Origin of the sequence: Arthrobacter sp. GMC3, from assembly GCF_002929305.1 — a bacterium.
Classification (GTDB): Bacteria; Actinomycetota; Actinomycetes; order Actinomycetales; family Micrococcaceae; genus Specibacter.
Genome location: NZ_PJIO01000008.1, coordinates 113,072 through 138,129, shown reverse-complemented (window position 1 = coordinate 138,129; position 25,058 = coordinate 113,072). Strand labels below are relative to the sequence as shown.

Below are 25,058 nucleotides of genomic sequence, written 5' to 3'. Positions count from 1 at the left end.
GGCGGCTCAGCTTGCCAGCTCCGTGACCAGCAAGGCCGCCAGTTGTTCCCTTGATTGCAAGCCCATTTTGATGAAGGTTCGGTACAGATGGCCTTCAACGGTGCGCAGGGACACGTTCAGATGCTCGGCCACGGCGCTGTTGGACTTGCCCTGTGACACCAGGGCGGCAATCTCGTATTCCCGGCGAGTCATCTTTGGTTTCCCGTTTGCGGAGGCGCTCGGCAGAGGCGGCACCGGAGAATGCGCGGGTTTGTCGCCCGGGAAATGGGCGGCGTCCAGACTCCACGGATTGATGATTTCGTCCTGAGAGCCGCCTCGGGCAGCCACCGCAAGCTCCCGGGAAATCCGATCGAAGCCGAATTCCTTGGCAACGTGGCCAGCCTGCGCCATTGTGGCCGGGTCCTGCGAGGCAAGCGCGGCGGCCCAGTCCTGGAACACGATCTTGTCTTCTGCGTCCAGAAGCTCTGCCACTTCCGCCAGCCGCGGCACGTGCGTGTGCGCACCTGCCTGGATGAGGAGGGTCAGTACGGTCAGTTCGGTTCCGGCATGACCGCGTTCCTGGCAGGTGTGCAGCAAGCCTTCGAGTTCCATGAAGCCCCCGTCCCCATGGCCCGTCAAGATCCTGGCGGCAGCAGCGTAGGCGGCGCCTCCTACCTGGTGGGAACTCGTTCCCCTGAAAGCGGCGGCGCTCAGCTGGTCTAGGGGTTTTTGAGCTCCCGCGCTGTCTCCCCGGACCGCCAGGCAATACGCCATGGCCCCCCACGCGCTGGGAAGCATCAGCCACGGATCGTGGACGGCCAGCAGGCCCACAGCCGGGACAATGACTGCCAACGCCTCATCGATGTGCCCTCGCCGGATATGCATCGTGGCCGCCGCCAATTCCCGCAGCCCGCCGCCGATGAGGGAAAGCTCCGGGTGGGGAAATACTTGTGGCTGGAGGACCCTGCCCGCGGCGGCCCAGTTGCCGGCGCCAATGTAGGCCAGGGCGGCGCGGGCGTGGGCCAAGAGGGCAATATCGAGGCGTGGGAAGGGTTGGGGACCGTCAAGCTCGGCCATGATGTCATCGGCCAAGGCCGCTGCGCTTCCGAGCCGCCCCATGGCGGTGTGGATCTCGCACAGCAGTGACTTCAACAGGGTCTTATCAATCCGGTTGGCCGTCAGCGGGTGCTCCAGCAACGCCAGAACAAGTTCAAGCGCGGACGTACTATCACCGGAAGCCAGCTCAGACATGGCCTGCACGGTCAAAACCTCAACATCGGCATGCGTTGAATCCACAGTCAGGCGCACCGCGCCAAACTTTTCTTCGTAGCGGCGCAGCCCCTCAGACACGTGGGAGCTGTGGGACGGATCCGAGGCGAAAGCGAGGTGAAGTGCCTGAATCGCGGAAGCGCCGACGTCGGGCGTAACCGCTTCCGCGAGACTCTTCACGGCAAGGGATTGGGCGTGCTCAACGTGGTTTTGATTCAACTGGGCAATGGAGCGTTGGGCCCGCAGCGCGGCCAGGCAGTGATCGGCGACCGGAAGGCTGCAAAGATAGAGGGCGTCATTGGCGCGGAACAGCTGATTGGCCCACGTAGCCGCGGCCAAGACCTGCGCATCAGGTACGGGAACGCCGCAATCTACCGCCCAGCGGGTGAAATTGATCAGCATTTCCGGGGTCGAATCATCGTTGACGGCGAAGATTGCGGTGACTTCCTCCAGGAGCCGACGGCGGCGCCCAAAGGGGACCATGCGCCGGATAGAGGCGGCGGTCACCGGGCGGGAAAGCCACAACGTCACCCGCTCGCCGGGAACCCTGGAAACCATGTCTCGCTGCGTAATCTCGTCCACGGCCTCCGGATCGGCCAAGTCCAGGACAACATCCAACGGCAAAGGCCCCGCCAGTGCCAAGATTTCCAGGACCCGCCGGGCGGGCGGATTCAGCCGGTCGATTTCCATCTGCAGGAGCTCCCGAGCCTCGGAGCCAAGCTTGTCCCCGGGATGTTCAAGCATCCATACCCCGTCGATTTGGTGCAAGGACCGTTCCTCCATGGCACCGGAGACCAGCCCCTTCAGGGCCAGTGGATTGCCGGCAGAACGGCTCCACAGGTAGTCCGCGGCGGCGCTGGAAACCGTGCCACCCAGCACGTCTTCGAGGAACGAACGCACGTCGGCCGGTTTCAGCGCCTCCATCTCAAACCGTGACAAGTGTCCGTCACGCCACAATTCCCGCAGATGGGTGTGATGGTGCCCCGGGCGGTCTACTAAGAGGAGTTTGGCATGCGTGGACATGATGGCCTGCATGATGACCGCGGCACTGCTCTCATCCAAAAATTCGCCGTTGTCGACCATCAGGACAACGTGGCCTGCACGTTCAAAGCCCCCGCGAATCTCTTCCAGCAGCCCGTTGAGGACCTCGTAGTAGTCGCTGCTGCGGATCAGGGTTGGTCCCACGCGCGCATTGACAGCGCCAAATGGGACCGCTGAGAGGACCTTGCTGGGCGAGAGGCGGATGGCGACTGCCTCCTCGCCCAAGGCTGTCAGTACCTGGCCCAGCATCCACGTCTTTCCGGTGCCTGGCAAGCCCACAACAAGCACACCTCTGGAGGACGTATCCGCCAATTGCGCAACAATTTTCCCAATGCTCGCCCCACGAGCCATGAGTTTTCCCCCATTTCATGCGCCACCGCCGTACCGGAAGTGACAAGACCAATGGGTCACCATTGACCCAAGAACCTTGGGGGAATAGTGACCGCAGTTACATTCTAGGGATTACCTGGCATTTAGCTGTCAATTCACACTGACACCAAATCGTGTTCAGCCCTGTGGCGTTTCCCAGGGCCCTCATGGCGTAAAATTAGCCAAAAGCTTTGTATTGCGCCGTCGCGACTGCGCTGAATAAGTCCACCGAATGGGGAGAATGAATGCCGGAGCTGGAACAGACCAAGAAGCCTCGCCGGGGATGGAAGATCGCCATGATCTCCGTGGTCGCTCTTGTCATTGTTGGAGGCGGTGTGGGAGCAGCAACGGCCACCACCTGGCTTCCTGCCGCTAGCTCGTCGAAGACTCCGGGCGACGCAGCCCCAACGCCTTCTTCCACTCCGAAGCCGCCGGCCATTCCGGTGACGGTGACCACCACGCCGGAGAAGGGTGCGGCCTCTGTAAATCCGGGCACACCCGTTGTGGCCCAGGCAGAAAACGGCACGGTCTCCAGCGCCATTCTCGAGGACACCGCCACCGGCGAAACCATTGGCGGTGAGCTCTTTGTCAGCGGGCAGAAGTGGATTTCGCAGGGACCGCTGAAATTCAACACCGGCTACACCTTCACCGTCACCACCCTTGATTCGGCCGGCACGAGGGCCACTCACGTGAGCACCTTCACCACAGTGCCCGCAACTCATGAGGCTGATCTGGTGATGTACCCGTCCTCAGGGGCAACCGTGGGCGTGGCACAGCCGCTGGAATTCAACTTCAGCGAACCGGTGATCAACAAAGAAGCCGTAGAGAACGCCATCAAGATCACCTCCTCCACGGGGCAAGTCGGTGCCTTCCACTGGTACTCCGACACCCGGGTTCGCTACCGTGCCGCCGACTACTGGCCCGCCAATAGCGCCATCACCGTGGAGATGAATCTCTTCGGGGTGGACTTCGGCAACGGCATGATCGGCAACTTCTCCAAGACCGATACTGTGAACATCGGCAATAAGGTGGTCATGGAGGCAGACGCCACCGCCATGAGCGTGAACATCTTCGTCAATGACCAACTGGCCAAGACCTACCCGGTCACCATGGGCGACGCCGCCTTCCCGTCGGCCTCCGGATTCTTGGTCATCACGGCCGACAAGCAGCGTTTTGCCACGTTCAAGGCCTCCACCATCGGCCTGAAGCCCGGCGACCCCGGCGACTACGGCTCCGTGGACGTGGAGTACGCCACGCGCCTGGCAAATAGCGGTATCTTCATCCACCAGGCCACCCCTTCTGCCATGCCGTACCTGGGTGTCGCCAACCTGTCCCACGGTTGCATCGGCATGTCGGCCGAAGGGGCCGCGTGGGTCTTCAACAACATGAAGCCCGGGGACCTGGTCCACGCCGTGGGCACTCCCAATGAAACCATCGCCCCCACTGACGGCTTTGGCGATTGGAACATTCCCTTCGAGCAGTACGCGAGCCGCTAGCAGTCCACAGGATCATGGGCCCCATGCCGTAGCATCGGGCCCATGATCGCTTCACTTTCGGCCCTGTGGCCGGACGCGCCCGCCGCCTTTGGGCTGGTCCTTCTCGCGGGCCTGTACTTCCTGCTGATGTCCGCATGGCTGACCGTCATCGACATCAAGCACCAGTTGCTGCCCAACCGAATTGTGTTCCCCTCCGCAGCCATCGCCGGCGTGCTGTTGCTGACGGCCTGCCTGTTGACGGGCGACGGCGGGACCGCCTTGCGCACGGTCCTTGGGGGAGTGGTGCTCTGGACCGTATACGCATTGCTGCGGCTCATTTCCCCGGCCAGCATGGGCTTGGGCGATGTGAAGCTGGCGTTTGTGCTGGGTCTCTACCTGGGCTTTGTCAGCTGGCCCGCCGTGCTGTGGGGCACCTTCCTCGCCTTTGCGCTGGCGGCCGTGTGGGGGATTGCGATCATCGGCTTGCGCCGCGGCACCGGCAAGACCCAGATCCCCTTTGGACCCTTCATGCTTGCCGGTGCGCTGGCCGTGCTGGCGGTGGGCTAGCACCTGCTCAGTCGGGGATACGGATCAGGTGCGAGTTGGGGCTGATGGAATTGATTGCCGAGATGAAGATCGGGCCGAGTTCCGCGCCGTCGGCTGCGCAGAAGAAGTAGTCCCCGTCGCTGTTCTCGGCGGCGATATCCGCGCCCGCGCACGTGTTGGCCTTACTGGGACCGCCCTTGGGGTCATCGGACGCCGCCTCGGCCAGGACATCGCGCACGTTCCTAGTGCCGCATTTTGCAGAAGTGGCGCCACCGAACGCGACGGTCACAACTAGGATGTTCGCAGCCTTGGCGTTCTTCGCAACGTCAATGAATTTACTGCATGCGGTGGCCAAGTCTTTGTTGCCGAGGTCGACGGAATTGTCCAACTTGGTTGGGTCGATTCCTTTTGGAATTGAGAAGTTTACCTCGTTGGGCTCGCCGTCAGTCTCAAAGATGATGGCCTTGCGCGCCTTCGACGAGCGCTCTTGCATGCCTTTGAGGTTGTTGTCGTCGAGCACGTACCGCGCGGCGGCTTTCAGAGGTGATGCGAGGTAGGTGCCAGTGCCGGAAGCCTTCAGGCAGCCCACTCCTTGGACCAGGGTGCTTGCGGGGTTCAGGGGTGGGGTTGCCCCGGGAAAGGCGGGGGTTCCGGTGTAGTTATCGGAGTACGGAATGGGAATCCACGGGCCGGCCGTTTCTGAGGTGGAAGCCGTGGTGACGCAGGTGCCGTTTTTGGGCGAATCCACACTGCGGCCAATGGTGCCCAGCGCCACATACTGCTGCGCCTTTGTCATGGTCTGCAGGGTGTTTTGGATTCCAGAGACCAACTTGGGCAGATTATCACCCATACTGCCGGTCCTGTCGGCGACGATGGCAATATCCATGGGGTTCGGGGACAGCGCCCCACAGGAGCCCCGGCAGGCACTGGACGACTGTGCACCGGTGTTCCCGGTCTTGATGCCAATCACGGGTGCGAACGCGAAGGGGACATCCTTGTTGGCGGTGACAGTGATGGTGTTGCACTTGTTGGGGGACTTGTCGAGGCAAGGAAAGGCACAGATGGTTTCGTTACATTGCGCCTTGGACGTTGCCCCCGGATTGCAGATGGCAGGAATTTGTCCGGCGACGGGCGTCTTGGCGGCACCGGTTGAGGCCACCACGCACCAGAAGGTGACGTCTGGGGGCGTCTTCGTACCGTTGCTCTTGGCGAACTTCAGTGCTGCAGCCTTGGCCGAAACCGGGTCGGGCAGGTCCTGCGATGCCGCCAGCGCCGAGGCATCCATGGCATTGCTGAGTTGCTGGCGTTCGTAGGACAGCTTGCCAAAGTCCAGGGCCACGGCAAGAGCACCAAAAAGGACCGGAATAAGCAGTACCAGGAGTATGGAGGTGGCCCCGCGTTCGCGGAACTCCTTGCTACGTTTCGCAGCAGTTCCCTGAGCGGCTTTCGAACGGGGCTGTCTCTTTTTTAGGCTGTACATGGTGTGGTCCCAATCCAATTCTTTGATCCCGTGGCTACGGGTGCCGTGCCTTCCATCCGCATAACCGATTTCGCCTCGGAAGTTCCCTTGAGTGCGAAGGAGAAGAAGCCCGTCAGCGACGATTGTGGGTAGCGTACGCAGACCACCATGGTGCCGGGGGCTCCAGCCGTGGTGTCGACGGCGAACTTGATTTGGAGCTTCTTGTCATCCAACAAGCCCCTGGACTGGTTGGTGTATTTGAGCACGTCACCTTGGGTCACTCCCTGCCGTGCGCCTTCGCGCGCAGCATTTTGCAGGCTGATGTTCTGGCTAAAGAAGACGCCGTAGTCGATCACGCCCAGGACCATGAACAGCAACAATGGCAGGATCAGGGCAAATTCAACGGCTGCAGCACCTCGCTGCCTGTTGGTGCTGTCCTTTCCAAGCTTTTTCCGTCCACGAAACATTTGCCACCCTCCTTTGCTGTTGGTCCCTAGCTGTCTATTGCCCAGCGACGTTGGCTGGTCCGATGTTGCCTCGTCCATGTCCTCACCGCCCCGAGAACGCGGCGATGGCATTGATGACGGCCGGGCCCAAAATGACGATGAACAGGGGCGGAAAGATAAACAGCAGTAGCGGGAAAACCACGGCCACAGGGAGTTTCATGGCTTTTTCCTCCGCCCGGAGGCGGCGCTTGATCCGCATCTGGTCCGCCTGAGGTTTCAGGACACGGGCCACCGAGAGCCCCTGGGCGTCAGCCTGGATGACTGCCCCAACAAAACTTGTCAGGTCTGGCACCGAGGACCGTGCCGCCATGGCCTTGTACGCCTCACGGCGGGTCATGCCGGCCTGGATGTCTTGCAGGGTCCGGGCCATTTCCTCGGACATGGGGCCCTTGCCGGTTGCGCCCACCCGGGACATGGCGGCCTCGAATCCGAGCCCGGCCTCCACCGAGATGAGGAGTTGGTCCATGACGTTGGGCAGGTCAAGGGCAATGGTTGCCTGACGTTTGGTGCTGGTGTTGTACACCAGCAGGTCCGGCAGGAAATAGCACCCTGCAGTTATTCCAACCGCCAGCAGTACCCCCTGCGGCGACTTTGCTATCAGCAGGAGGCCGAGCAGGGCTCCGCCCAGCGCCGCCAGTGGCTTTACTGTCAAGAGCCTGTCCAAGGGCATGGAGGCGGGGCGCCCGGCATTGCCGAGCAACTTGTCCAGCCACATTACGTAACCGCGAGGGGTCAGCTTGCGGGCCAGCTCGACCAGCCGGCTTGACTCGGTTTTGGCTACGCCCGTCGCTGATTTTGGTGCGGCAGCATGCAGGCGTTTCCGGATGAGCGTCCCGGTTTCCCTGTCCACGGAGATCATTGACCAGGCGAAGTAGGACAATGGGAGGACGACTACGGCGATCAGCAACCAGGCTGTGGGGGTCATGGTGGGCTCCTAGAATTTGATCTTGACCATGCGGCTGATCCAGAAGGAACCGATCGCCATCATGATCATGCCGGTGGCGATCATGATCCAGCCAAGCGGGGACTTGGTGAGCGCACCCATGTAGCCAGGATTGCTCAGGTTGATGAAAAGGGCCACAAAGAACGGCAGGGCGATGAGGATGTAGGCGGAGAACTTCCCTTCCGCCGCAAGGGCCCGGACCTGACCCTTGATCTGCGCGCGCTCACGAACGGTTTCCGCCACATGGTCCATCACGCTGGCAAGGTCCCCGCCCACCTCGCGGTTGATCTCGATTGCCTGGCTGAGCCATTCAAAGTCCTCACACTGCATCCGCCTGCCAACCTCGGCCATCGAATCCGTAACAGGCCTGCCAACCCTGGACTCGTTGACTATGCGGGCCAGTTCCTCGCCCATGGGGGCGGGCATTTCCACACTGGCGCTGTGCATGCTCTGGGCAATTCCATGCCCGGCGCGCAGGCTTCCCGAGAGGGACATCAGCATGTCGCTGAGCTGGTTGTCAAAGGCGGCAAGGCGCCGGCTTGTCTTGAACTTTACGAGCGCGATGGCTCCCAGCGGGCCCATGGCAGCGAGCAAGAGCGCGGCCATCGGTCCCTGTAGCACCAGGCCCACGGCAGCCAGGCCAATGGAGGCCGCCAGCATGATGACGATGAATTCGGACGGCGACGATTTCAGGCCGGCACCGCCCAAGGCATCGCGGCCAAAGGGGCCGCTCACTTTCTTGCCCACCCGGCGCTCCACCGCCGCTACGGCGGTGGCACCCAGCCTGGAAACCACCGATGCAGAGGTGGCAGCGGTTTTTGGCCGTCTGCGGCTGATGTGAATGCCGCTGCGGCGCGACTTGAAGGTGGTGAACAGGGCAAGGAGCGTTGCCAGCAGGATCAGGGCCACGCCGGCCAGTAGGGAGGGATCGTGAAGCATGTTTGTTACCAACCCAGCTGTTGGTGGGGTGCGGCAAAAAGCCCCGCTGGCAGCGTAATCCCCATATCGGCGAATTTTTCAACAAACCGCGGACGGATGCCTGTTGCCACCGCCTTTCCCATGAAGCGCCCCTGGGCGTCCACCCCTGCCCCATGGTCAAACACGAAGACGTCCTGGAGTGTCACCACGTCACCTTCCATCCCGATTACCTCGGTGATGTGGGTGACCCGCCGGGTGCCATCCCGCAAACGACTCAACTGCACTATCACGTGCACTGCGCTGGCGATTTGTTCGCGGATCGCGCGCAGGGGCAAGTCCATGCCAGCCATCAGCACTAACGTTTCCAACCGGGCCACGGCATCCCGCGGTGCGTTCGAGTGCACTGTGGAGATGGAGCCGTCGTGGCCGGTGTTCATGGCCTGGAGCATGTCCAGTGCCTCACCTCCGCGGACCTCTCCCACCACTATCCGGTCCGGGCGCATACGCAGGGAATTCCTGACCAGATCGCGGATATCAACGGCACCCCGGCCCTCGATGTTGGCTGGCCTGCTTTCAAGCCTGACCACATGGTCTTGCTGCAACTGCAGTTCCACAGCGTCCTCAATGGTGACAATGCGCTCGTCGGCGGGAATAAAGGAGGACAGGACGTTGAGCAGAGTGGTCTTGCCCGTGCCGGTGCCACCGGACACGATGATGTTCAGGCGGGCTTGTACACACGCATCGAGCACTTGGGCGATGGCTGGGGAGATGGAATCATAGCTGATCAGGTCGTTGACCGTCAGCGGTACGGCGGAGAATTTGCGGATGGTTAGGGAGGGACCGTCTACTGCAAGAGGGGGGATGACGGCGTTGACGCGCGAGCCGTCCTGCAACCGGGCGTCCACCAGTGGCGAGGACTCGTCGATCCGGCGTCCGATGCGCGAGACAATGCGCTCGATCACCCGGCGCAGGTGTGAATCAGAGCTGAAGGTGGTGCCCGTCAGGTGCAGACGCCCCGCCCGCTCCACGTAGATGCTGTTGGCACCGTTGACCATGATTTCGGTGACCAGGGGGTCGTCCAGGAGCCGTTGCAGCGGGCCGAGGCCCAAAACTTCGTCAACGATTTCCCGGATGAGTCTGCGGCGTTCCTCCGGTGTTAGGGGGACCTGGGCCTCGTCAATGAAGGCGCCCAGGGCGTCGCGAACCATTCTGCGTACGTCGCCTTCGTCCAGGCTGCTGTCCATGACCCGGCTGCCCAGGCGAGTGGTCAGCTCTTCCGCGGCCCGTTGCTTAATCCCGGCTAGTGCATCAGGAGAGGCCTTGTGAGATGTTTTGGTAGGAGGATCTGCGACTTGTGTGCTGTTGGATACGGCCGCTGACGCTGCCCCTGCCGTGGGAGGCATAGTGGGAGGCGCTGGCAGGTCCGCCGGGGCGAGTGCGTGGGCGCCCCGGCGGGCGGTTTCCAGACGGTGGCTCAGGCTCATGAGATCTCAGCCCTTCGGTGGTTATTCTTACGAGCCGAGACGGGAGTCCCAACTAGCCGGTTCACTAGGCTATTCAGGCCCTTGGCTGCTGGATCCTTCCGGCCGTCCTGCAGCACCGGAATGCCGGCGTTCGTTGAGAACTGCACGGCACGCGATTGTGGCAGCACGATGTCAACCGGTAGTCCTATAGTGGCTTCGACATCTTTCACGGAGAGGCCGTTGTGGTTGTTGGCAAAGTTCAGCACCACGCTGTTCGTCGGTGGAATCAAATCCAGCTGTGCCAGGACTTCCAAGGCGTGGTTCAGGCCTCGGATACTGGGTATGTCCATGCCGCAGACCCACACGCCGTCGGTGGCCAATTCCAGGCTGGCCAGCACCTCTTCGCCCAGCCCTGGCGCGGTGTCCAGGACCACAAAGGGAAACTCCAAGGCGAGTTGGCTGATCAGGGTGCTCAACTGCGCGGGCTTGATATGGTCGGCTTCCGCAGGCCGCAAGGGTGCACACATGGCGTAGAGCCCGCACGGATGCGGACTGAGGTAAGCCTTGAGTACCATGGCGTCACTGGAGGCGTCCCCGTTGACCACATCGCTGATAGTGTAGCTCGGTTCAAGTCCCAGACCGGAGGCCACATCGCCGAACTGAAGGTCCAGGTCCACGATCACCACGCCCAGGGGCGCCAGCCTGGCCAGGCCAATGGCCAGGTTGGTGGCAACGGTGGTCTTTCCCACCCCGCCCTTGGGTGACATCACCGAGATCACCCGTCCTCGGATGTTTTGCTGCTCCACGGTTTTCTCTGCAACCAGCCGTCGGGTTCCTGCCGTAAAGGCGGCAAGTTCCAGGGCCTGGCGCAGGTACTCGGGCGCCGTGCCGGGGTCAACCACGTCACGAATCCCGGCACGCATGGCTGCCTGCATGAGTTCGGTGGAGGGGACGGCGGTGAGGACAACCACGATGTCCGGATGCAAACGGTCCAGTCCTGCGGCCAGTGAAAATGACTGGTCCAAGTGGACGTCGGGTCCCAGGATGACCACGTCAATCAGGCCGCCTACACTTCGAGCCAGAAATTCCGAGGGGGTGCCGGTGAAAGCGGGCACCACCTGCAATTCATGGGCGGGACCCAGAGAGGCAAAGAGGTGGTGCTCAAATTGTGCCGATGCGCTCAGGGCGAGGAAGCGGCTCATTTGAAGATGCCGTTCGTGTCCACTGGCGTGCGCTCGCTGGCAGGTGTCTTGGCCGTCTGCTTGGTCAGCCAGATGCTGCCGGTACCGGCGCTGAGGATGATCTTTGCCGAGTCGGTGGAGTTGCGGGCAAAGGTGACAAAGGAGGAACCGTTAGGAACTGCCAGAGTCCCGTCCGGAGACTGTTCCGTGCTTTGTGGCGCCTGCTGGATGGCTGTCACCAGAACCTTGTCAAAGACAATTTGTGTGGAGGAAAGTTTGGTGTCTGGGTTCTCCATGGTGACAAAAAGACCCACCGTGTCACCGGCGCGAAGTGTTCCGCCCACCACACGTTCGGGAGGTAGGAGGATTGTCACTTCCTGCATACCGTCCGGGACCTGTACCGTGCCCGGGGTGGTGAGCTTGGTCGGGTCAATCAGCCTACTGGCAAGCAACTGTTCCCCCGGTTCCAGACCCACGGACGTGACCTGGCCTGCCGAGCCGTCGAGGTCGGAAAGAGCGTCGGGAGCTTTGGCGACTCCTGGGAGCGAGTGGACCTTCACGTAGGAACCCAAATCTTCGGCCTTGGTGCCGGCCGGGACGGATGATTCCACTATCAGTACGCTGACGGGATCAAGTGAGGCCTGTGCCCGGAGATCCGCTTTTGAGACGTAGCTGACCAACATCATGGTGCCAACGATTGCCAGCACCAGTGCTGTGATGCCTCCGAGCAGACGGGATTTCATGGTGGGTACCTCACCTCTTGGAACAGCTCAACAAATCTTGGGACGCACGAATCGCTGCGTCGGGGGCCTGCCCTTCTGCCGACCGTCCCGGAGGGGACGGTCGGCAGAAGGGCCAAACTGCGGCGGGACGCTACGGCGTCTTTGCGGGGGGTGTCGGCAACACGCCCGTTATTGAGTCGAAAGCACCCTTAATCTGTCCACCGAGCAAAGTAACCGCGCCGATGATAACGACGGCAATGAGGGCCACCATGATGCCGTATTCAACGGCGGTGGCGCCCTTTTCTTCGCCCGTGAGGCGGTTCTTGACACCGGCGATGAAAGCGAGCGCGGAGACCATAATTGAATTCACTGTCTAATTCCCTTCGTGTCATTCGGATAATGTCCGAATGGTTCGGATAATTGCCGATATTTCCGCTGCCCCCCAAAAAAGGCCGTCCAGAAATTCGATATCTAAGGAATACAAGCTTTTCGAAAGTGCGGTCAACACTCGCTTTTCGCCCGGACACTCGCATAACACTCTATTTTGGCCGCTCCACCACTCGCATTTGCCCTGCGAGTGGCCCTGCGAAACACTCGTTTTTTGGCCTAGGCGAACAGCGCAGGCAGCAGTACTCGACCCAGTTCTGCGCCGAACAACACGGCCAGCAATGCCCCGGCAACCATGGACGGGCCAAACGGCACGGCGCTCTTTCTTCCCGCCAATCCGGCAATCACAAGAACACCACCAGTCACAGCACCAACAACAAACCCAAGAAACATACCCAGCACCAGAGGCCCCACGGAGAGGTAACCCAAGTAGAGGCCCAGCACGGCGGAGAGCTTCACGTCACCCATGCCCATCCCGCGCGGGGAAATTATTGCCAAAACCAGGTAAATGACGAACATTACGCCGGATCCGGCCAGGGCAAGCAGCATATTTCCCCATCTGCCGTTCGCCGCTGCGTCCACGAGCAGCAGCACCAGTGCAACTAGAAAGGACGGCAGCACAATGGCATTGGGCAGCAGCTTGTGCGCCAAATCGATCCTGGACAGCACCACGCCGGCAACCGCAAGGAAGAGGAATGCCGGCAGGGTCCACGACACGCCAAACCGCCAAACCATGCCCCCGAACAGCACGCCGGTCACAGCGGACGCGGCCACGGCGTCGCGGAGCCGGTATTGACCATGCAGTTCGGGGAGAAGTCGGCGGGCTCCCTTATCCGCGGCCAGCCCTGCGCAAACACCAAGAATTGCAAATATCACAATGAGTGAAAAGCTGGCATGATATTCGCTCACGGTTGTTCCCTTGCTGGCTGTTTATGGAGTGGATTGAAATTCCGCCCCGAAGATTTTCGATGACATAATTGTTACATTGATATAGGCTGTGGCATTATTGTGCCCTTATTCAGTTATGCATAATATGCGGCAAGGGGTTTCCTGGGAAACACCAACTGTCCGCACCAATACGCCGACCCAGTGAAGGGTGAATTCGTTGTCAACCCGCCAGCCCGATTCATCGAACTTCCTCACCATTGCCGAGGTTGCCGCCGCTATCCGCCTGTCAAAAATGACGGTGTACCGGCTGGTGCAGTCACATGAAATCGAAGCGGTCCGGTTCGGCCGGCAATACCGAGTCTCGGAAACGGCCGTTGACCAGTACATTGAGCGCTCGGCCCTGTCAGACACTCCAGGGTAGGAACAGTGATGCCGGTGATCCGGCGCAAGTACCGACACGCCACCGGGACTACTGCTTGTTTGCTCCGCCGTTTGAGGCCAGCCTGCTGCGGAGTCGCTGTGCCTGCTCCGCCGCAGCGGAAAGCCGCTTGAAATCGCGGTCCCGCCGCTCGGCGATCAGTACGGCAAGGAACATTTCCGGGGGAGTGCCCAGGGGTGGCTGCGGTGCCACATACCGGCTTGCTTCGGTGGCCAGATCGGTCCCTAACGACTCACGCGACCCCTGCGCCATGGCTCCGCCCTGACGCAGGAACACGGAAATTCGCCTAGCTAAGGTGTCCGGCAGGCGGCCAATATCGGCTAGAGCGGCCCAGGGGGCCAAAGCTGGAACGGTGTGCACCTGCAACGGTTTGGGTTCCGGCGCCCTGTCCCTGATCGCATAGGTACCGGCAAGCATGTCGCCCAACCGCTTGGACTTCCCATTGAACAAGGAAGCCAAAAAGGCCACCGAACCCAGCGACATGTAGATTTCAAAGAATCCCAACAGGCCTCGGATCAAGGCGTGGCGGAAGCGGATGGAGCCGCCGTCGTCGCGCACTATCCGCAGACCCATGACCAGTTTGCCCAGTGACTTGCCGCGCGTCAGTGTTTCCACGGCGATGGGCAGGCCCACCAAAAGGGTCACCAGTGTCAGCAAAATGATGGCTCGGGTGGCCGATGCATCCACCAGGAACGGGATGGCGCCAATGGTGAAAATGGCGGCGATTGCCAACACCACGGTGACCAGGACGTCAATGGCGCAGCCCAGCGACCTGGCGGCAAAGGAGGCCGGACGCAATTCCAGGACAACGGCCTCGCCCGTGATGATCGTGGACATGAAATCAGTCTAGCCATCACGACGCGACCCGCAGGGCTATAGGCTGGGCCGTGTGGATTTGGACGCGTTTACGGCAGTGCACCGCCCTCAGTGGGAGCGGTTGAAGGCCCTTGCCCGCAAACGCCAGCTCTCCGGGCAGGAAGCGGATGAGCTGTTGGAGCTGTACCAAAGCGTCTCCTCACAGCTGTCACTGATTCGGTCGGTGGAGGCCGAGAGCGCCCAGTCGGCGTCACTCTCGGCGATTCTGGCCACTGCAAGGACCCGGTTCACCGGCGCCAAATCAAATGTGTTCGTGGACGTGGCCCGCTTCTTTGCCATCTCTTTGCCGGTGGCGTTTTACCGGCTGCGCTGGCTGACCCTGGCCGTGGGTGCGGTGTTCGTACTTATCAGCGTCTTGTTCGCGGTGTGGGCTGGCGGGAATCCGGCGGTTTTGGCCGCCATGGGCAGCGATGCGCAACTACAGCAGCTGGTCAACCACGACTTTGTGAACTACTACTCCGAGAACCCTGCGGCGTCCTTTGCCGGTGCGGTGTGGACCAACAATGCCTGGATCGCCGCCCAGTCCGTGGCGCTGGGAATTACCGGGGTCTTTGTCCCCTACTCCCTGTTCATGAACGCCCAAAACGTGGGGATGACCGCTGGCGTCATGTTCGCCTTCGACCGGGGGGACGTATTCTTCAGCTACATTCTTCCGCACGGGCTCATGGAGCTCAGCGCAATCTTCATAGCCCAGGCGGCCGGACTGCGGATCTTCTGGGCCTGGGTCAGCCCGGGCCCGCGTAGCCGCCTTGACTCGCTGGCACGGGAGGGGCGAGCCCTGATGACAACCGCCGTCGGACTGGTCTTTGTCCTGTTCATTTCGGCATTGGTGGAGGCCTTTGTGACCCCCAGTTCGCTGCCGGTATGGGCGAAGATCGGGATCGGCGCCCTGGTGCTGGCAGGGTACTGGAGCTATGCGCTGGTGCTGGGGCGGCGGGCGTGGCTGGCGGGGGAGATCGGGGACCTCTCCGAGGACGACGCCGGTGCGGTGGCACCCGCCAGCTGAGCCTTCCGCTGTGTTGCACTGTCCGATGGGGCAAACAAGCTGTGAAGGTGGTGTCAGTTTGGCATCGGAACGGGGTGGCACCGTCCCAGACGTGTCTGCCGCCGGTAATCTTCACGGTGTGAGCGAGAACCTGACCCCTGAAGAACCCGGCACCACGTCCCCTACTTCGCATGAGCCCGATTCGGTGGCCCCTGCCCCGGTAATCAAGGCGGAGCCCGCCGCCAAAATCAAGCTGGACATACCGCTTGACGGCAGTGATCCCGAGCCCATGCGCCCCGCGGCTAGAATGCCCAAGCTGCCCACGGCGGCCGAGCTTGAGGCCGAGCCGGACGATGAGCCGGAGGTGTTCGTGGAGTCCTCACCCACCACCATGCTGCAGATCCGTCCTCCCCAGGAGGAAGTGGAAAAGCGGCTGGCTGCCAGGGAGCTGGCCGCCAACACAAAGCCCGTGCTGCCGCGCGTGTTCCAGGTGCTGCTGGCGGTTTTCTACCCGGTGGTGTTGCTGGTCCTTTCCATCCGCCTGGTCACCACCTCCGTCTTCTTGTGGGTGGAGTACCACCGGCCGGGATTCCCCGCCGATTCCTTCGGCTTCTCCACCGACGACAGGATCACTTACGGCTCTTACACCATTGACTACCTGCTGAACTTTGCCGGCCCCCGGTATTTGGGCGATCTTGTCAATGGCCAGAAGAACCCGCTGTTCCTCGCCCGCGAGGTGGAGCACATGGCCGATGTGAAATCTTTGATCACCATGGCGTTCCTGCTCGGCTTGGTGCTGGCCATCGCCATGGTCGTCTTCATCATCTACCTCTCCCGGCGTACCGCAGGCGGTGTCCGGAGGGGTCTGTTTGCCGGATCCATCGCCACCTTGGTGCTCATTATCGGCCTGGGTGTCGTGGCAATGCTGGGGTGGGAGGCGTTCTTCACCGAGTTCCACAGGATCTTCTTCGCCAACGGAACCTGGACCTTCTACACCGACGACACCCTGATCCGCCTGTTCCCAAGCCAATTCTGGATGGATTCGGGAATCTTCATTGGCGCGTTCGTTCTGGTGGTTTCCTCCCTGACACTGGCCTTCACCTGGCCCACCAGGGATCGCCGCCAGGCCGTGAGCCGTGCCCAGCGTCCGGGGCGCCGCTCAGCAACCGTGTAGCGGTTTACTTGGGGATCCGGCGGTGACCGGATAGTGGCTGCTTAGAACGTTCTAAGCAGCCACAGCTGTCTGGTCACCCGCGGGGCGCCTTAGATCCAGCTGGGCATCCACATGTGCTGGCGCCAGTACTCAAACGGGATCTGTTCGGCAGCCCAGATTGGGTAGAAGTAGGCGCTCAGGGCAACAGCGAGGACCACGAAGATCCCGGCGAACAGGGCTCCTTGCTGCCTGCGCCACGGCGGATCGCTGACTTTGCCCATGACCATCCCCAGCACCATGGTCAGGGCCAGGATCATGAAGGGCTCGTAGGCGATCGCGTAGAAAAAGAAGATGGTCCGTGAGGGGTAGAACAGCCAGGGTACATACCCGGCGGCGAAGCCCACCAAGATGGCACCGGCGCGCCAGTCACGTTTGGCGATCCACACCCCAATCAGGAACAGGATCGCCAGTGAGCCGCCCCACCAGATCAGCGGATTGCCCAGGCTGGTGACCATGGCCGCGCACTTATCTACGGTGCAGCCGTCCTCGCCCTTGACCGGATACTGCGAGTAGAAGGAGGTGGGCCGGCCCATGACAAACCAGGACCACGCATTGGCCTTGTAGGGGTGGTCCGAGTCGAGCCCGGTATGGAAGGTGTAGGCCGTGGAGTGATAGTGCCACAGGGACCTCAAGGAATCGGGGATCCAGCCCCATGTGGTGCTCGGATTAGATGCCGCCCAGTTCCTGTCATAGGCGTCCTTGGACAAGAACCAGCCGGTCCAGGTGGCCAGGTAGGTCGCGGCAGCCACCGGGACAACACTGACAAAGGCCACGATGCCGTCCTTGATGATGGCGCCGGTGACCCAATACTTGATGCCGGCGATGCGCCGGGCGCTCATGTCCCACACCACACTCATGAGCCCAAAAGCGGCCAGGAAGAACAGACCCGACCACTTGGTGCCAATGCACAAGCCAATCGCAACACCGGCGGCCAGCCGCCACCACCGGAAGCCCAGCCACGGACCGTACAGCAGATCCTTGGCCGGAACCCCGCCATGGGCCTTGGCGAGACGAGACAGGCGCGTGGCCAGCCGGCGTCGGCCGTCATCACGGTCCATCAAAAGAGCGCCAAAGGCCACCAGCGCCCAGAACATGACAAAAATATCCAGCAGGGACGTCCTGGACTGCACAATCGCGTGACCGTCCACGGCAAAAAGGAGGCCGGCGACGGCACCCAAAATGGTGGAGCGGAACATTTTTTGGGCGATCAGGGCCAGCAGGAAGATGGAGATGGTGCCGATCAACGCTGCCGAGAACCGCCAGCCGAACGTGCTCTCGGGGCCAAAGAGCCACATGCCAAATGCGATCATCCACTTGCCCACGGGGGGATGAACCACGTACTCGGGGGTGTTCTGGATCCCGGTGAAAATGCCGCGATTGAAGAGGTCGTTCGCCTTTTCGCCCCAGTTGCGTTCGTAGCCGCTTTGCAGGTAGCTGTAGGCGTCCTTGACGTAATAGGTTTCGTCAAAGACCAGCGAGGCCGGCTGACCCAGCCTGACAAAGCGCAATAGCCCGCCGATCAATGCGGTGAGGGCAGGCGCCAACCAGTACCACAGGCGCAGGCTGGCCGGGGTGGTGGCGAAGGACTCGCGGGCCTCCACGAGCCGGGTGAACACGGCGTTGTGAGTGAAGGTCTTCCGCGGGTCCCGGAGCCACCGGGGTGCTACGGGTTCGACGGCGGTGCCCCGGCTGGGAGCGTCGGCGGTGTGGACATCCGGGGCCAGGGCTGCGGAATCCGTATCGTTGGCTTGCACCTTGCCAATGGTACCGGCGTGCACCACTGATCCGGCGGACAACTAGGCTTGTCCTATGGAAGAAGACCTGGCACAAGAGACCGAACCCACGCAATCACCCGAGAGCGACGGCACGGAAGAGGAATTTGAGAGCTACGTTCCGGAAACGGCAGGGACACGGCCCGTGTTGGAACCGGGGCAGGGCTACATTGTTTTGGCCGCAACCCCCATCGGAAACATGGGCGACGCCTCTGCCCGGTTGATCTCCTGGCTCGGGAACGCTGACATTGTGGCGGCCGAGGACACCCGCCGCCTGCACCGCCTGGTGACCAGCCTTGGTGTGAGCATCAGCGGCAAGATCGTTAGTTATCACGAACATAATGAGGGCGCCAAGACTCCCGAATTGTTGGCCCAGGTGCAAAGCGGCAAGGTGTTGTTGATGGTCACCGACGCCGGTATGCCTGCGGTCTCCGATCCGGGCTACCGGCTGGTGGCGGCTGCAGTGGAGGCAGGGGTGCGTGTGACTGCTGCGCCCGGTCCCTCAGCTGTCTTGACGGCGCTTGCGTTGTCGGGGCTGCCCACCGACCGTTTTTGCTTTGAAGGTTTCCTGCCGCGCAAGTCGGGTGAGCGGGCCAGCCGCCTGCATGAGCTCTCGGTGGAACCCCGAACCATGGTGTTCTTTGAGGCGCCGCACCGTTTGGAGGCCATGCTGCGGGCATTACACACGGCGTTTGGGCCTGCCCGTCAGGGCGCCATCTGCCGGGAGCTGACCAAGACGTATGAAGAGGTGATCCGCAAACCGCTCTCTGGGCTGCTGGAATGGGCGGAAAATGCTGAGATTCGTGGCGAGATCGCCATTGTGGTGGCGGGAGCCCCGGCAACGGACCCCGGCACCCCCGAGGACCATGTGGCGGCCGTCAACGCGTTGATGGAGCAGGGCATGCGTATGAAGGAAGCCGTGGCCGTCATTGCCCATGACGTGCACGTGAGCAAGCGCGAACTCTACAGCGCGGTGCTGGCGGCGCGGGGGTAACTGTCTGCGGTTCGCCCAGCACGACGGCGGGCGGACCGCGCCGGTCTTGTACAAGTGCACAGCGAAACCAGTACTTAGTAGTGCGCCCATGCGTAGACACTTTTGGTGGCTGAGAACTACCGTGAACCTAACCGCATCAACAGCCGCCCCACTGCCGCGTGCACAGCCCGCCCAGTGAAGACCGACGAAGGAGTCACCATGACCGTTGCCACTGAGTTGACCGAACGCGAAAGTGTCCTGCTGGACAGCATTCCCACCGGACTGCTGATTGGAGGCGTTTGGCGCGAGGCGGCCTCGGGCAAGACCTTCGACGTCGAGGACCCCTCCACGGGTCAGGTTCTGCTGACCTTGGCCGACGCCGGTCCCGTGGACGGGGCGGCTGCCCTTGACGCTGCCGTGGCTGCCCAGGATGAGTGGGCAGCTACCGCACCCCGCGTACGGGCCGAGATCCTGCGCCGCGCCTTCGACATGGTCATTGCCCGTGCTGACGACTTTGCCTTGCTGATGACCCTGGAAATGGGCAAGCCGCTTGCCGAAGCCCGGGGCGAAGTCACGTACGGGGCTGAGTTCCTGCGCTGGTTCTCCGAGGAAGCCGTCCGCACCAACGGCCGCTACGCTTCCAACCCCGAGGGCACGGCGCGCATTCTGGTGCAGAAGAAGCCCGTGGGCCCCTGCTTGCTGATCACCCCCTGGAACTTCCCGCTCGCCATGGCAACGCGCAAGATCGCCCCGGCCATCGCAGCAGGTTGCACCATGGTGCTCAAGCCCGCCAACCTGACACCTTTGACCAGCCAGCTCTTCGCGCAGGTCATGCTCGACGCCGGTCTGCCCGCCGGAGTCCTGAACGTCATCTCCACCACCACAGCCGGCGAGGTGACAGGTCCGCTGATCCAGGACACGCGCCTGCGCAAGCTCTCCTTCACCGGTTCCACCCCTGTGGGCCGTCGCCTGCTGGCCGACGCCTCACAAAACGTGCTGCGTACCTCCATGGAACTTGGCGGCAACGCACCGTTCCTAGTGTTTGAGGACGCTGACCTCGACGCCGCCGTCGACGGTGCCATGGCCGCGAAACTGCGCAACATGGGCGAGGCCTGCACCGCAGCCAATCGCTTCCTGGTGCACGAGTCCATCGCGGAGGAGTTCGCCACAAAGTTCGCCGCCAAGATGGGCGCCATGACCACCGGGCGCGGCACCGACCCGGCAACCAAGGTGGGGCCGTTGATCGATGCCAAGAGCCGCGACAAGGTTCACTCCCTAGTCACCGATGCGCTCGCCGACGGTGCCCGCGTGGTGGTTGGCGGCGCCCCGGTAGACGGCCCCGGCTACTTCTACCAGCCCACAGTCCTGCAAGGAGTTGAGCCCGGTGCTCGCATCCTGACCGAGGAAATCTTCGGCCCGGTGGCCCCCATCGTCACGTTCAAGAACGAGGACGAGGCGGTGGCCCTTGCCAATGACACCGAATACGGCCTGGTGGCCTACGTCTTCACCCAGGACTACGCCCGCGGCCTGCGCATGGCGGACAGGATTGAAACCGGCATGATGGGCCTGAACGCCGGCGTCATCTCCAACGCCGCCGCCCCGTTCGGCGGTGTCAAGCAGTCCGGGCTCGGCCGTGAAGGCAGCCTGGAAGGCATCGAGGAATACCAGTACACGCAGTACATCGGTTTCCCGAACCCGCACAACGTGTAGTCCCCACGCCCTCCCTCCGCTCGCAAGCTCGCAAGCTCGCAAGCTCGCGAGATTAACGTGAGTGTACAGATAATGCGACTTCCCGCGCGGGAAGTCGCATTATCTGCACCCTCGATGAAGCGCTGGGATGAGTCGGGGATTATTGCCGGTTGTTGAAGAGCGACGGTGGTAGCACCACCGCGCGGATGCGGGCTGGTGTGGTGGCCTTCTGTGCCAGCCGGGAGCCGATTCGCTCGAGGGCGTCCGCGAGGTCGTCCCTGCCAACGGGCGAGTCGGCGCCGGGTGGACCGTAGACCACGTTCTCGTAGGCGCTGCGCACCCGGTACACGTCCCGTGAACTGGATTCGCCCAACAAGGCGGCCATGCGCTCGGCCTGCAGGGCAGGCGTCAAGGCAGAGTCATAGCTGTAGCCGTAGTCAATGGTGCTCGCGCTCAATTCACGCCAAGCCAGAGCCTCGGGGCTGTCACGCGGATCCTTCTGCTTGCCGGGACGCCCCGTTCCCTTGCGTCCGGGTGATGCGCCACGCACCAATGCCAGGCGCCGCCGTCGGACAAGAATGCGGGTAAAGGCTGGCGACGCCGCCACGACAAGTGCCAGGACCACGGCCACGACACCGGCGCTAATGCGCGCGTGCTGGGGGGTTGCCTCCACTGCGGCCGCCGTGGCGGGCGTGGTGGCGGCTTTACTGGTGGGAGCCGTCGCGGGAGCCGATGTAGGCCTGGAGTTGGCGCCATTGAGGAGGTCGTTGTTGTTGGGGCGGGAGGTGTCCGTGGAAGGTTCCTGCGCGTACGCGGGAACATCGCCGCGGGAGGGTGTGGGCTCAAAGGGCACCCAGCCCAGGCCCTCAAAGTACAGTTCGGGCCAGGCGTGGGCGTCACGTCCGGCCACCTGGTAACCCGTCAGGTCCACTCCGTTCACGGAACCCGTTTCCTGGTTCGGTGTGCCAGGGGCGTAGCCGACGGCGATCCGGGAGGGTATGCCCAGTTCCCTGGCCATGACGGCCATGGCAGCGGAGAAATGGATGCAGTACCCGCTCTTTACCTCAAGGAACTTCGCCAGGACATTCATGCCGGCCCCGTCGTAGCCTTCCTGCACCGGCGTCTTCACGCTGTAGGTGAACGCGGACGAGCGAAGATAGTCCTGAATGGCCATGGCGCGCCCGTACGGGGTTGTCTGGCCCTCGCTGACCTGCTCTGCCGTGGTCTTGATGATGGCTGGGACATTGTTGGGCAGTTTCGAAAAGATGGGGTCCAGGCGGTTGTCCGGTTTTTGGGTGGCGGCGTCGAGCAGTTCCGGAGTCAGCTCGGGCATCTGACTGACCACCACGTAGGACTGATCGGCAGTGGTGTCATTGCCACTGATGGTTTGGGTTGAGGGGTTCCACTTCCATTGCCCGCGCAGCGATTCCACACTTGTTGTCGAAAGCGGCGCGGGCAGCCAGGTGCTGGAGAGGTCAAGTACCGACACCATGGTGGTGGTGGTGACCTGCGGCACCGCCGAATTTGCGCCAAAGGCCGGTCTGAGATCGGATAAGTTATCGCTGAGACCGGCGGGGATGGGGGAGGGTTTCCAGGTCTTCCCGGAGAAGTCCTCCAAGGTGCTCATGCGCAAGTACAACGGTTCCGGTGCATCGGTGAGGTAGCTCATATTGATGGCTGTCGATTGTGAACGTAGGTCATTGCCGAGAGAGATCATCGGGTCCAAGCCGGATACATTGCCCGGTGAGCCCAGGCGTGAGCCCTGCGGGAAAGTGCCGGAGGAGAATCCCGGCAAGAACACGGACGCAAGCATCATGACCACCACCACTGCGGCACCCAGCCCAGCCGCCCTGCCCAGTGTTCCGCTCGCTGCCCGATTCGCGGCAGGGCGCAGCTGACCTTCCGGTGCATACCAGCGGCAGCAGCCCAAAATGAGCAGGTACCCGCCAGCGGCACCAATGAAACCTGACGCGCCAACACCGTCCTGGGTGGTCAGTGCCGCCGGGAGCAGTATCAGCGCAATTCCGAGGGCGCTGGCGGCCGGCAGGGCCACAGTCACCGCCAGCGTATCTATGAGCAGTGCCGTGAAACCCAGCCCCGCGCAGATGATAAAGGCGATCCCTGGGTCGGCCGGGACGGGGGTGTTGCTGACAAGAATGCTGGCGCCCGCCTCGGAGGCAAGGGCCACCGCAGCCTTAATGGTCGAAGCGGAGGGGATGAGGCCAAGGTAGGCGGTGCCAGGGAAAAATGCCAGCGTCAACCCCATGAACCAGCCAAGCAGGGCCGCTATTGGGGCAAGATGGTTCAGCCGCGGGTAGCGCCGCGTGAGTGCTGGCAACAACAGGGTCAGTGCGCACGCCAGGACTGCTTGGGGGAACCAGCTGTAGTCGAGTAGGACGTTGCGAAGGCTCAGTGATGCGCCCATGACTGCGCCCAGGACTGCCAGGGCGAGTACCCAACGGGCAGGCCCGGTGGCCGGTTCGCCCAGGAAACCGCGTATGCCACCGCGCTGCCCGGTGCCTGCAGCGCCGCCGTCGAGCTTCTGGCGATTGCTGCCGGAGGACGGGCCGGTCATGGCAGGTACCCGGTGGCCGGGCCGGTGGGCTGGTTCGCGGACCGGGGGTGGTGGTGGCTCCCCGTGGCGGCGGCCGGTAGGAAGGTGGGTTCATCCATGTCCGCCCACGCCTGCAGTAAGGATGTGGTGGGGGTCAGGGCAACGGCCTGCCAACCCGCGCGTCGAAGGATAGTCAGGGGCCCAGCAACGGCGGCAGGATCTTGGCACACCAGCAGGGCGAAGGCTCCCTCGGCGGCTTCGGAGGCGGCGGCCAAGGTCATCGCGTCGGCAGTGGTCAGTGCACCTGTCACGGCGATGATAGGTCCGCGGCGCCGGGTTTGGATCAACTTATCCGCCAGCAAGCCAGCCAGCGGGGCTTGGGCCTCTCCGGGGTTGACGGGGGGATCCGAAAGTTCCAGGGCTGCCAGGGACTGGGCCACCGCCAGCACACCGCTCGTCCCGGAAAAATCTTCCCGCTCGGGCTCCAGTGCCGAGGCTGAGGAGGCGAAGCCGGGGAGACCCTGGTGGTCAAGGACGCGCAGGCTATAGCTTCGCTCCAACAGGTGGGAAGCAATGGAGATGGCCGCCACGACGGCCCATTCGAAGGCTGGCGAGCTACTTAGCGCGTCCGTTTTCCGGACCGGTTTGCTGTGCCCGCCGTACGCCCAAAAACGTTGGTCCAAGACTAGGGCCGCTTCGGGGGTTGTCACGGATTCTTCGGCCCGAACCATGATCTTGCCCTGCCTGGCCGTAGCGGGCCAGTGAATGCGGCGCAGGGGGTCACCATGGCGGTACTCGCGGTTCATGACGTCGTCGTCGCTGGGGTTGGCCTGCTGGCGGGTCATTCGTGATCCGTCCTGGCCGCGGCCGCCCGTCAAAGAAATTTCCGGGAGTACTACGGCGGCGGGGGCCACCGTGAGCGTGTCACCGGCGTCGAGGTCACGTCTGAGTAGGGCCACATCGAATGGGTCACCGAACCTGGCCGTCAACGGGCCAATGGTGAACACGCCGCGGCGGGTGGGGTGCAAGGTGTAGCTGTAACGGCTCAGAAGGCTGCGTGGTGTCACCGGTTGCGGGTAGTCAAAGTGCGGGACATCGATAAGGTGCGGCGGCAGAGTTTCCACCATGCGGGCCCGTCCGCCGCCCGGCGTGCTCCCATGAACCTCAAGTGTCACTGTTGCCGTGGTGCCGGTTTCCACAAAGGCAGGGGAGAAGAAGCGTTTGACGGTGAACCCGGGGGCGAATAGTCGCAAGCCGGCACTGGCCAAGGGCGGCAATGCCAGCAAAAAGACACCCACCACCAATAAGTCCCGGCGACCAAATAACTGCGCGAACAGCAGGGCCAGCACCCCGGCAGTCATCAACAGCCAGCCGCGTGGCCGGAATATGTACTCAGGAATCCAGCTCATGA

General features: G+C 62.5%; 21 protein-coding genes. 7 read left to right on the top strand and 14 right to left on the bottom strand.

All coding sequences use genetic code 11. From position 1 onward, the window contains the following. Positions 1-6: 6 nt before the first annotated feature. On the bottom strand, positions 7-2,640 hold the full coding sequence (locus CXQ94_RS14085) for a LuxR C-terminal-related transcriptional regulator (RefSeq protein WP_104091207.1): 2,634 nt from the start codon (positions 2,638-2,640) through the stop codon (positions 7-9). Between the two features lie 263 nt (positions 2,641-2,903). Between CXQ94_RS14085 and CXQ94_RS14080 the strand changes: the two genes are divergently transcribed. After that, entirely contained in the window at positions 2,904-4,154 is a 1,251-nt protein-coding gene (locus CXQ94_RS14080) for an Ig-like domain-containing protein (protein WP_104091206.1), read from the top strand. 42 nt (positions 4,155-4,196) lie between these two features. Beyond that, a complete protein-coding gene (locus CXQ94_RS14075; protein ID WP_104091205.1) occupies positions 4,197-4,700 on the top strand; it encodes an A24 family peptidase in 504 nt (167 codons plus the stop codon). 7 nt (positions 4,701-4,707) lie between these two features. Here CXQ94_RS14075 and CXQ94_RS14070 read toward each other — a convergent pair whose 3' ends face one another. The 9 genes from CXQ94_RS14070 to CXQ94_RS14030 form a co-directional block, all read right to left on the bottom strand. Continuing rightward, complete coding sequence (locus CXQ94_RS14070) at positions 4,708-6,159, bottom strand: Tad domain-containing protein (protein ID WP_104091204.1); 1,452 nt, start codon at positions 6,157-6,159, stop codon at positions 4,708-4,710. Then, entirely contained in the window at positions 6,147-6,605 is a 459-nt protein-coding gene (locus tag CXQ94_RS14065; protein WP_181034228.1) for a TadE/TadG family type IV pilus assembly protein, read from the bottom strand. Before CXQ94_RS14065 ends, CXQ94_RS14070 begins: the two co-directional genes overlap by 13 nt. Before the next feature lie 82 nt (positions 6,606-6,687). Further along, positions 6,688-7,569: a type II secretion system F family protein gene (locus tag CXQ94_RS14060; protein WP_104091202.1), complete on the bottom strand. Its 882-nt coding sequence runs from the start codon at positions 7,567-7,569 to the stop codon at positions 6,688-6,690. A gap of 9 nt (positions 7,570-7,578) precedes the next feature. Next, positions 7,579-8,526: a type II secretion system F family protein gene (locus CXQ94_RS14055; protein WP_104091201.1), complete on the bottom strand. Its 948-nt coding sequence runs from the start codon at positions 8,524-8,526 to the stop codon at positions 7,579-7,581. Between the two features lie 5 nt (positions 8,527-8,531). Continuing rightward, the gene (locus tag CXQ94_RS14050) at positions 8,532-9,989 is read right to left on the bottom strand and encodes a CpaF family protein (protein ID WP_104091200.1); all 1,458 of its coding nucleotides are present in this window, start codon (positions 9,987-9,989) and stop codon (positions 8,532-8,534) included. Then, complete coding sequence (locus CXQ94_RS14045) at positions 9,986-11,170, bottom strand: AAA family ATPase (protein WP_104091199.1); 1,185 nt, start codon at positions 11,168-11,170, stop codon at positions 9,986-9,988. Before CXQ94_RS14045 ends, CXQ94_RS14050 begins: the two co-directional genes overlap by 4 nt. Continuing rightward, the gene (locus CXQ94_RS14040) at positions 11,167-11,892 is read right to left on the bottom strand and encodes a Flp pilus assembly protein CpaB (RefSeq protein ID WP_104091198.1); all 726 of its coding nucleotides are present in this window, start codon (positions 11,890-11,892) and stop codon (positions 11,167-11,169) included. The genes CXQ94_RS14045 and CXQ94_RS14040 overlap by 4 nt, the downstream gene beginning before the upstream one ends. Positions 11,893-12,022: 130 nt before the next feature. After that, positions 12,023-12,241: a Flp family type IVb pilin gene (locus tag CXQ94_RS14035; RefSeq protein ID WP_258067086.1), complete on the bottom strand. Its 219-nt coding sequence runs from the start codon at positions 12,239-12,241 to the stop codon at positions 12,023-12,025. A gap of 236 nt (positions 12,242-12,477) precedes the next feature. Beyond that, the gene (locus CXQ94_RS14030) at positions 12,478-13,167 is read right to left on the bottom strand and encodes an A24 family peptidase (protein ID WP_104091196.1); all 690 of its coding nucleotides are present in this window, start codon (positions 13,165-13,167) and stop codon (positions 12,478-12,480) included. A 196-nt stretch (positions 13,168-13,363) separates the two neighbouring features. Here CXQ94_RS14030 and CXQ94_RS14025 point away from each other — a divergent pair, with 196 nt between their 5' ends. Then, positions 13,364-13,567 carry a helix-turn-helix domain-containing protein gene (locus CXQ94_RS14025; protein WP_104091195.1) on the top strand — a complete coding sequence of 68 codons (204 nt, stop codon included), beginning with the start codon at positions 13,364-13,366 and terminating at the stop codon, positions 13,565-13,567. Between the two features lie 48 nt (positions 13,568-13,615). Here the strand turns inward: CXQ94_RS14025 and CXQ94_RS14020 are convergent, their stop codons facing one another. Next, the gene (locus CXQ94_RS14020; RefSeq protein ID WP_104091194.1) at positions 13,616-14,422 is read right to left on the bottom strand and encodes an RDD family protein; all 807 of its coding nucleotides are present in this window, start codon (positions 14,420-14,422) and stop codon (positions 13,616-13,618) included. A gap of 52 nt (positions 14,423-14,474) precedes the next feature. Here CXQ94_RS14020 and CXQ94_RS14015 point away from each other — a divergent pair, with 52 nt between their 5' ends. After that, complete coding sequence (locus tag CXQ94_RS14015) at positions 14,475-15,467, top strand: stage II sporulation protein M (protein ID WP_181034227.1); 993 nt, start codon at positions 14,475-14,477, stop codon at positions 15,465-15,467. A 118-nt stretch (positions 15,468-15,585) separates the two neighbouring features. Further along, positions 15,586-16,620 carry a TIGR01906 family membrane protein gene (locus CXQ94_RS14010; protein WP_258067085.1) on the top strand — a complete coding sequence of 345 codons (1,035 nt, stop codon included), beginning with the start codon at positions 15,586-15,588 and terminating at the stop codon, positions 16,618-16,620. Between the two features lie 89 nt (positions 16,621-16,709). On the opposite strand, the gene CXQ94_RS14005 is transcribed toward CXQ94_RS14010, so the two are convergent. Then, the gene (locus tag CXQ94_RS14005) at positions 16,710-18,455 is read right to left on the bottom strand and encodes a dolichyl-phosphate-mannose--protein mannosyltransferase (RefSeq protein WP_258067084.1); all 1,746 of its coding nucleotides are present in this window, start codon (positions 18,453-18,455) and stop codon (positions 16,710-16,712) included. A 13-nt stretch (positions 18,456-18,468) separates the two neighbouring features. On the opposite strand from CXQ94_RS14005, the gene rsmI reads away from it, so the two are divergent. Both rsmI and CXQ94_RS13995 read left to right on the top strand, forming a co-directional pair. Continuing rightward, positions 18,469-19,425, top strand: a complete 957-nt coding sequence (rsmI, locus tag CXQ94_RS14000; protein WP_104091192.1) for a 16S rRNA (cytidine(1402)-2'-O)-methyltransferase — start codon at positions 18,469-18,471, stop codon at positions 19,423-19,425. Positions 19,426-19,623: 198 nt separating this feature from the next. After that, complete coding sequence (locus tag CXQ94_RS13995) at positions 19,624-21,114, top strand: NAD-dependent succinate-semialdehyde dehydrogenase (RefSeq protein ID WP_104091191.1); 1,491 nt, start codon at positions 19,624-19,626, stop codon at positions 21,112-21,114. A 139-nt stretch (positions 21,115-21,253) separates the two neighbouring features. Here the strand turns inward: CXQ94_RS13995 and CXQ94_RS13990 are convergent, their stop codons facing one another. Both CXQ94_RS13990 and CXQ94_RS13985 read right to left on the bottom strand, forming a co-directional pair. Then, positions 21,254-23,668 carry a DUF3488 and transglutaminase-like domain-containing protein gene (locus tag CXQ94_RS13990; protein ID WP_104091190.1) on the bottom strand — a complete coding sequence of 805 codons (2,415 nt, stop codon included), beginning with the start codon at positions 23,666-23,668 and terminating at the stop codon, positions 21,254-21,256. Beyond that, positions 23,665-25,056, bottom strand: a complete 1,392-nt coding sequence (locus tag CXQ94_RS13985) for a DUF58 domain-containing protein (RefSeq protein ID WP_104091189.1) — start codon at positions 25,054-25,056, stop codon at positions 23,665-23,667. Before CXQ94_RS13985 ends, CXQ94_RS13990 begins: the two co-directional genes overlap by 4 nt. Between the last annotated feature and the right edge of the window lie 2 nt (positions 25,057-25,058).

Coding starts and splice junctions, on each gene's coding strand:
- CXQ94_RS14055 (WP_104091201.1), bottom strand. CDS start 8,526: ATGCTTCACGATCCCTCCCTACTGGCCGGCGTGGCCCTGATCCTGCTG.
- CXQ94_RS14060 (WP_104091202.1), bottom strand. CDS start 7,569: ATGACCCCCACAGCCTGGTTGCTGATCGCCGTAGTCGTCCTCCCATTG.
- CXQ94_RS14050 (WP_104091200.1), bottom strand. CDS start 9,989: ATGAGCCTGAGCCACCGTCTGGAAACCGCCCGCCGGGGCGCCCACGCA.
- CXQ94_RS14080 (WP_104091206.1), top strand. CDS start 2,904: ATGCCGGAGCTGGAACAGACCAAGAAGCCTCGCCGGGGATGGAAGATC.
- CXQ94_RS13995 (WP_104091191.1), top strand. CDS start 19,624: ATGACCGTTGCCACTGAGTTGACCGAACGCGAAAGTGTCCTGCTGGAC.
- CXQ94_RS14085 (WP_104091207.1), bottom strand. CDS start 2,640: ATGGCTCGTGGGGCGAGCATTGGGAAAATTGTTGCGCAATTGGCGGAT.
- CXQ94_RS14020 (WP_104091194.1), bottom strand. CDS start 14,422: ATGTCCACGATCATCACGGGCGAGGCCGTTGTCCTGGAATTGCGTCCG.
- CXQ94_RS13990 (WP_104091190.1), bottom strand. CDS start 23,668: ATGACCGGCCCGTCCTCCGGCAGCAATCGCCAGAAGCTCGACGGCGGC.
- CXQ94_RS14065 (WP_181034228.1), bottom strand. CDS start 6,605: ATGTTTCGTGGACGGAAAAAGCTTGGAAAGGACAGCACCAACAGGCAG.
- rsmI (WP_104091192.1), top strand. CDS start 18,469: ATGGAAGAAGACCTGGCACAAGAGACCGAACCCACGCAATCACCCGAG.
- CXQ94_RS14075 (WP_104091205.1), top strand. CDS start 4,197: ATGATCGCTTCACTTTCGGCCCTGTGGCCGGACGCGCCCGCCGCCTTT.
- CXQ94_RS14070 (WP_104091204.1), bottom strand. CDS start 6,159: ATGTACAGCCTAAAAAAGAGACAGCCCCGTTCGAAAGCCGCTCAGGGA.
- CXQ94_RS14040 (WP_104091198.1), bottom strand. CDS start 11,892: ATGAAATCCCGTCTGCTCGGAGGCATCACAGCACTGGTGCTGGCAATC.
- CXQ94_RS13985 (WP_104091189.1), bottom strand. CDS start 25,056: ATGAGCTGGATTCCTGAGTACATATTCCGGCCACGCGGCTGGCTGTTG.
- CXQ94_RS14045 (WP_104091199.1), bottom strand. CDS start 11,170: ATGAGCCGCTTCCTCGCCCTGAGCGCATCGGCACAATTTGAGCACCAC.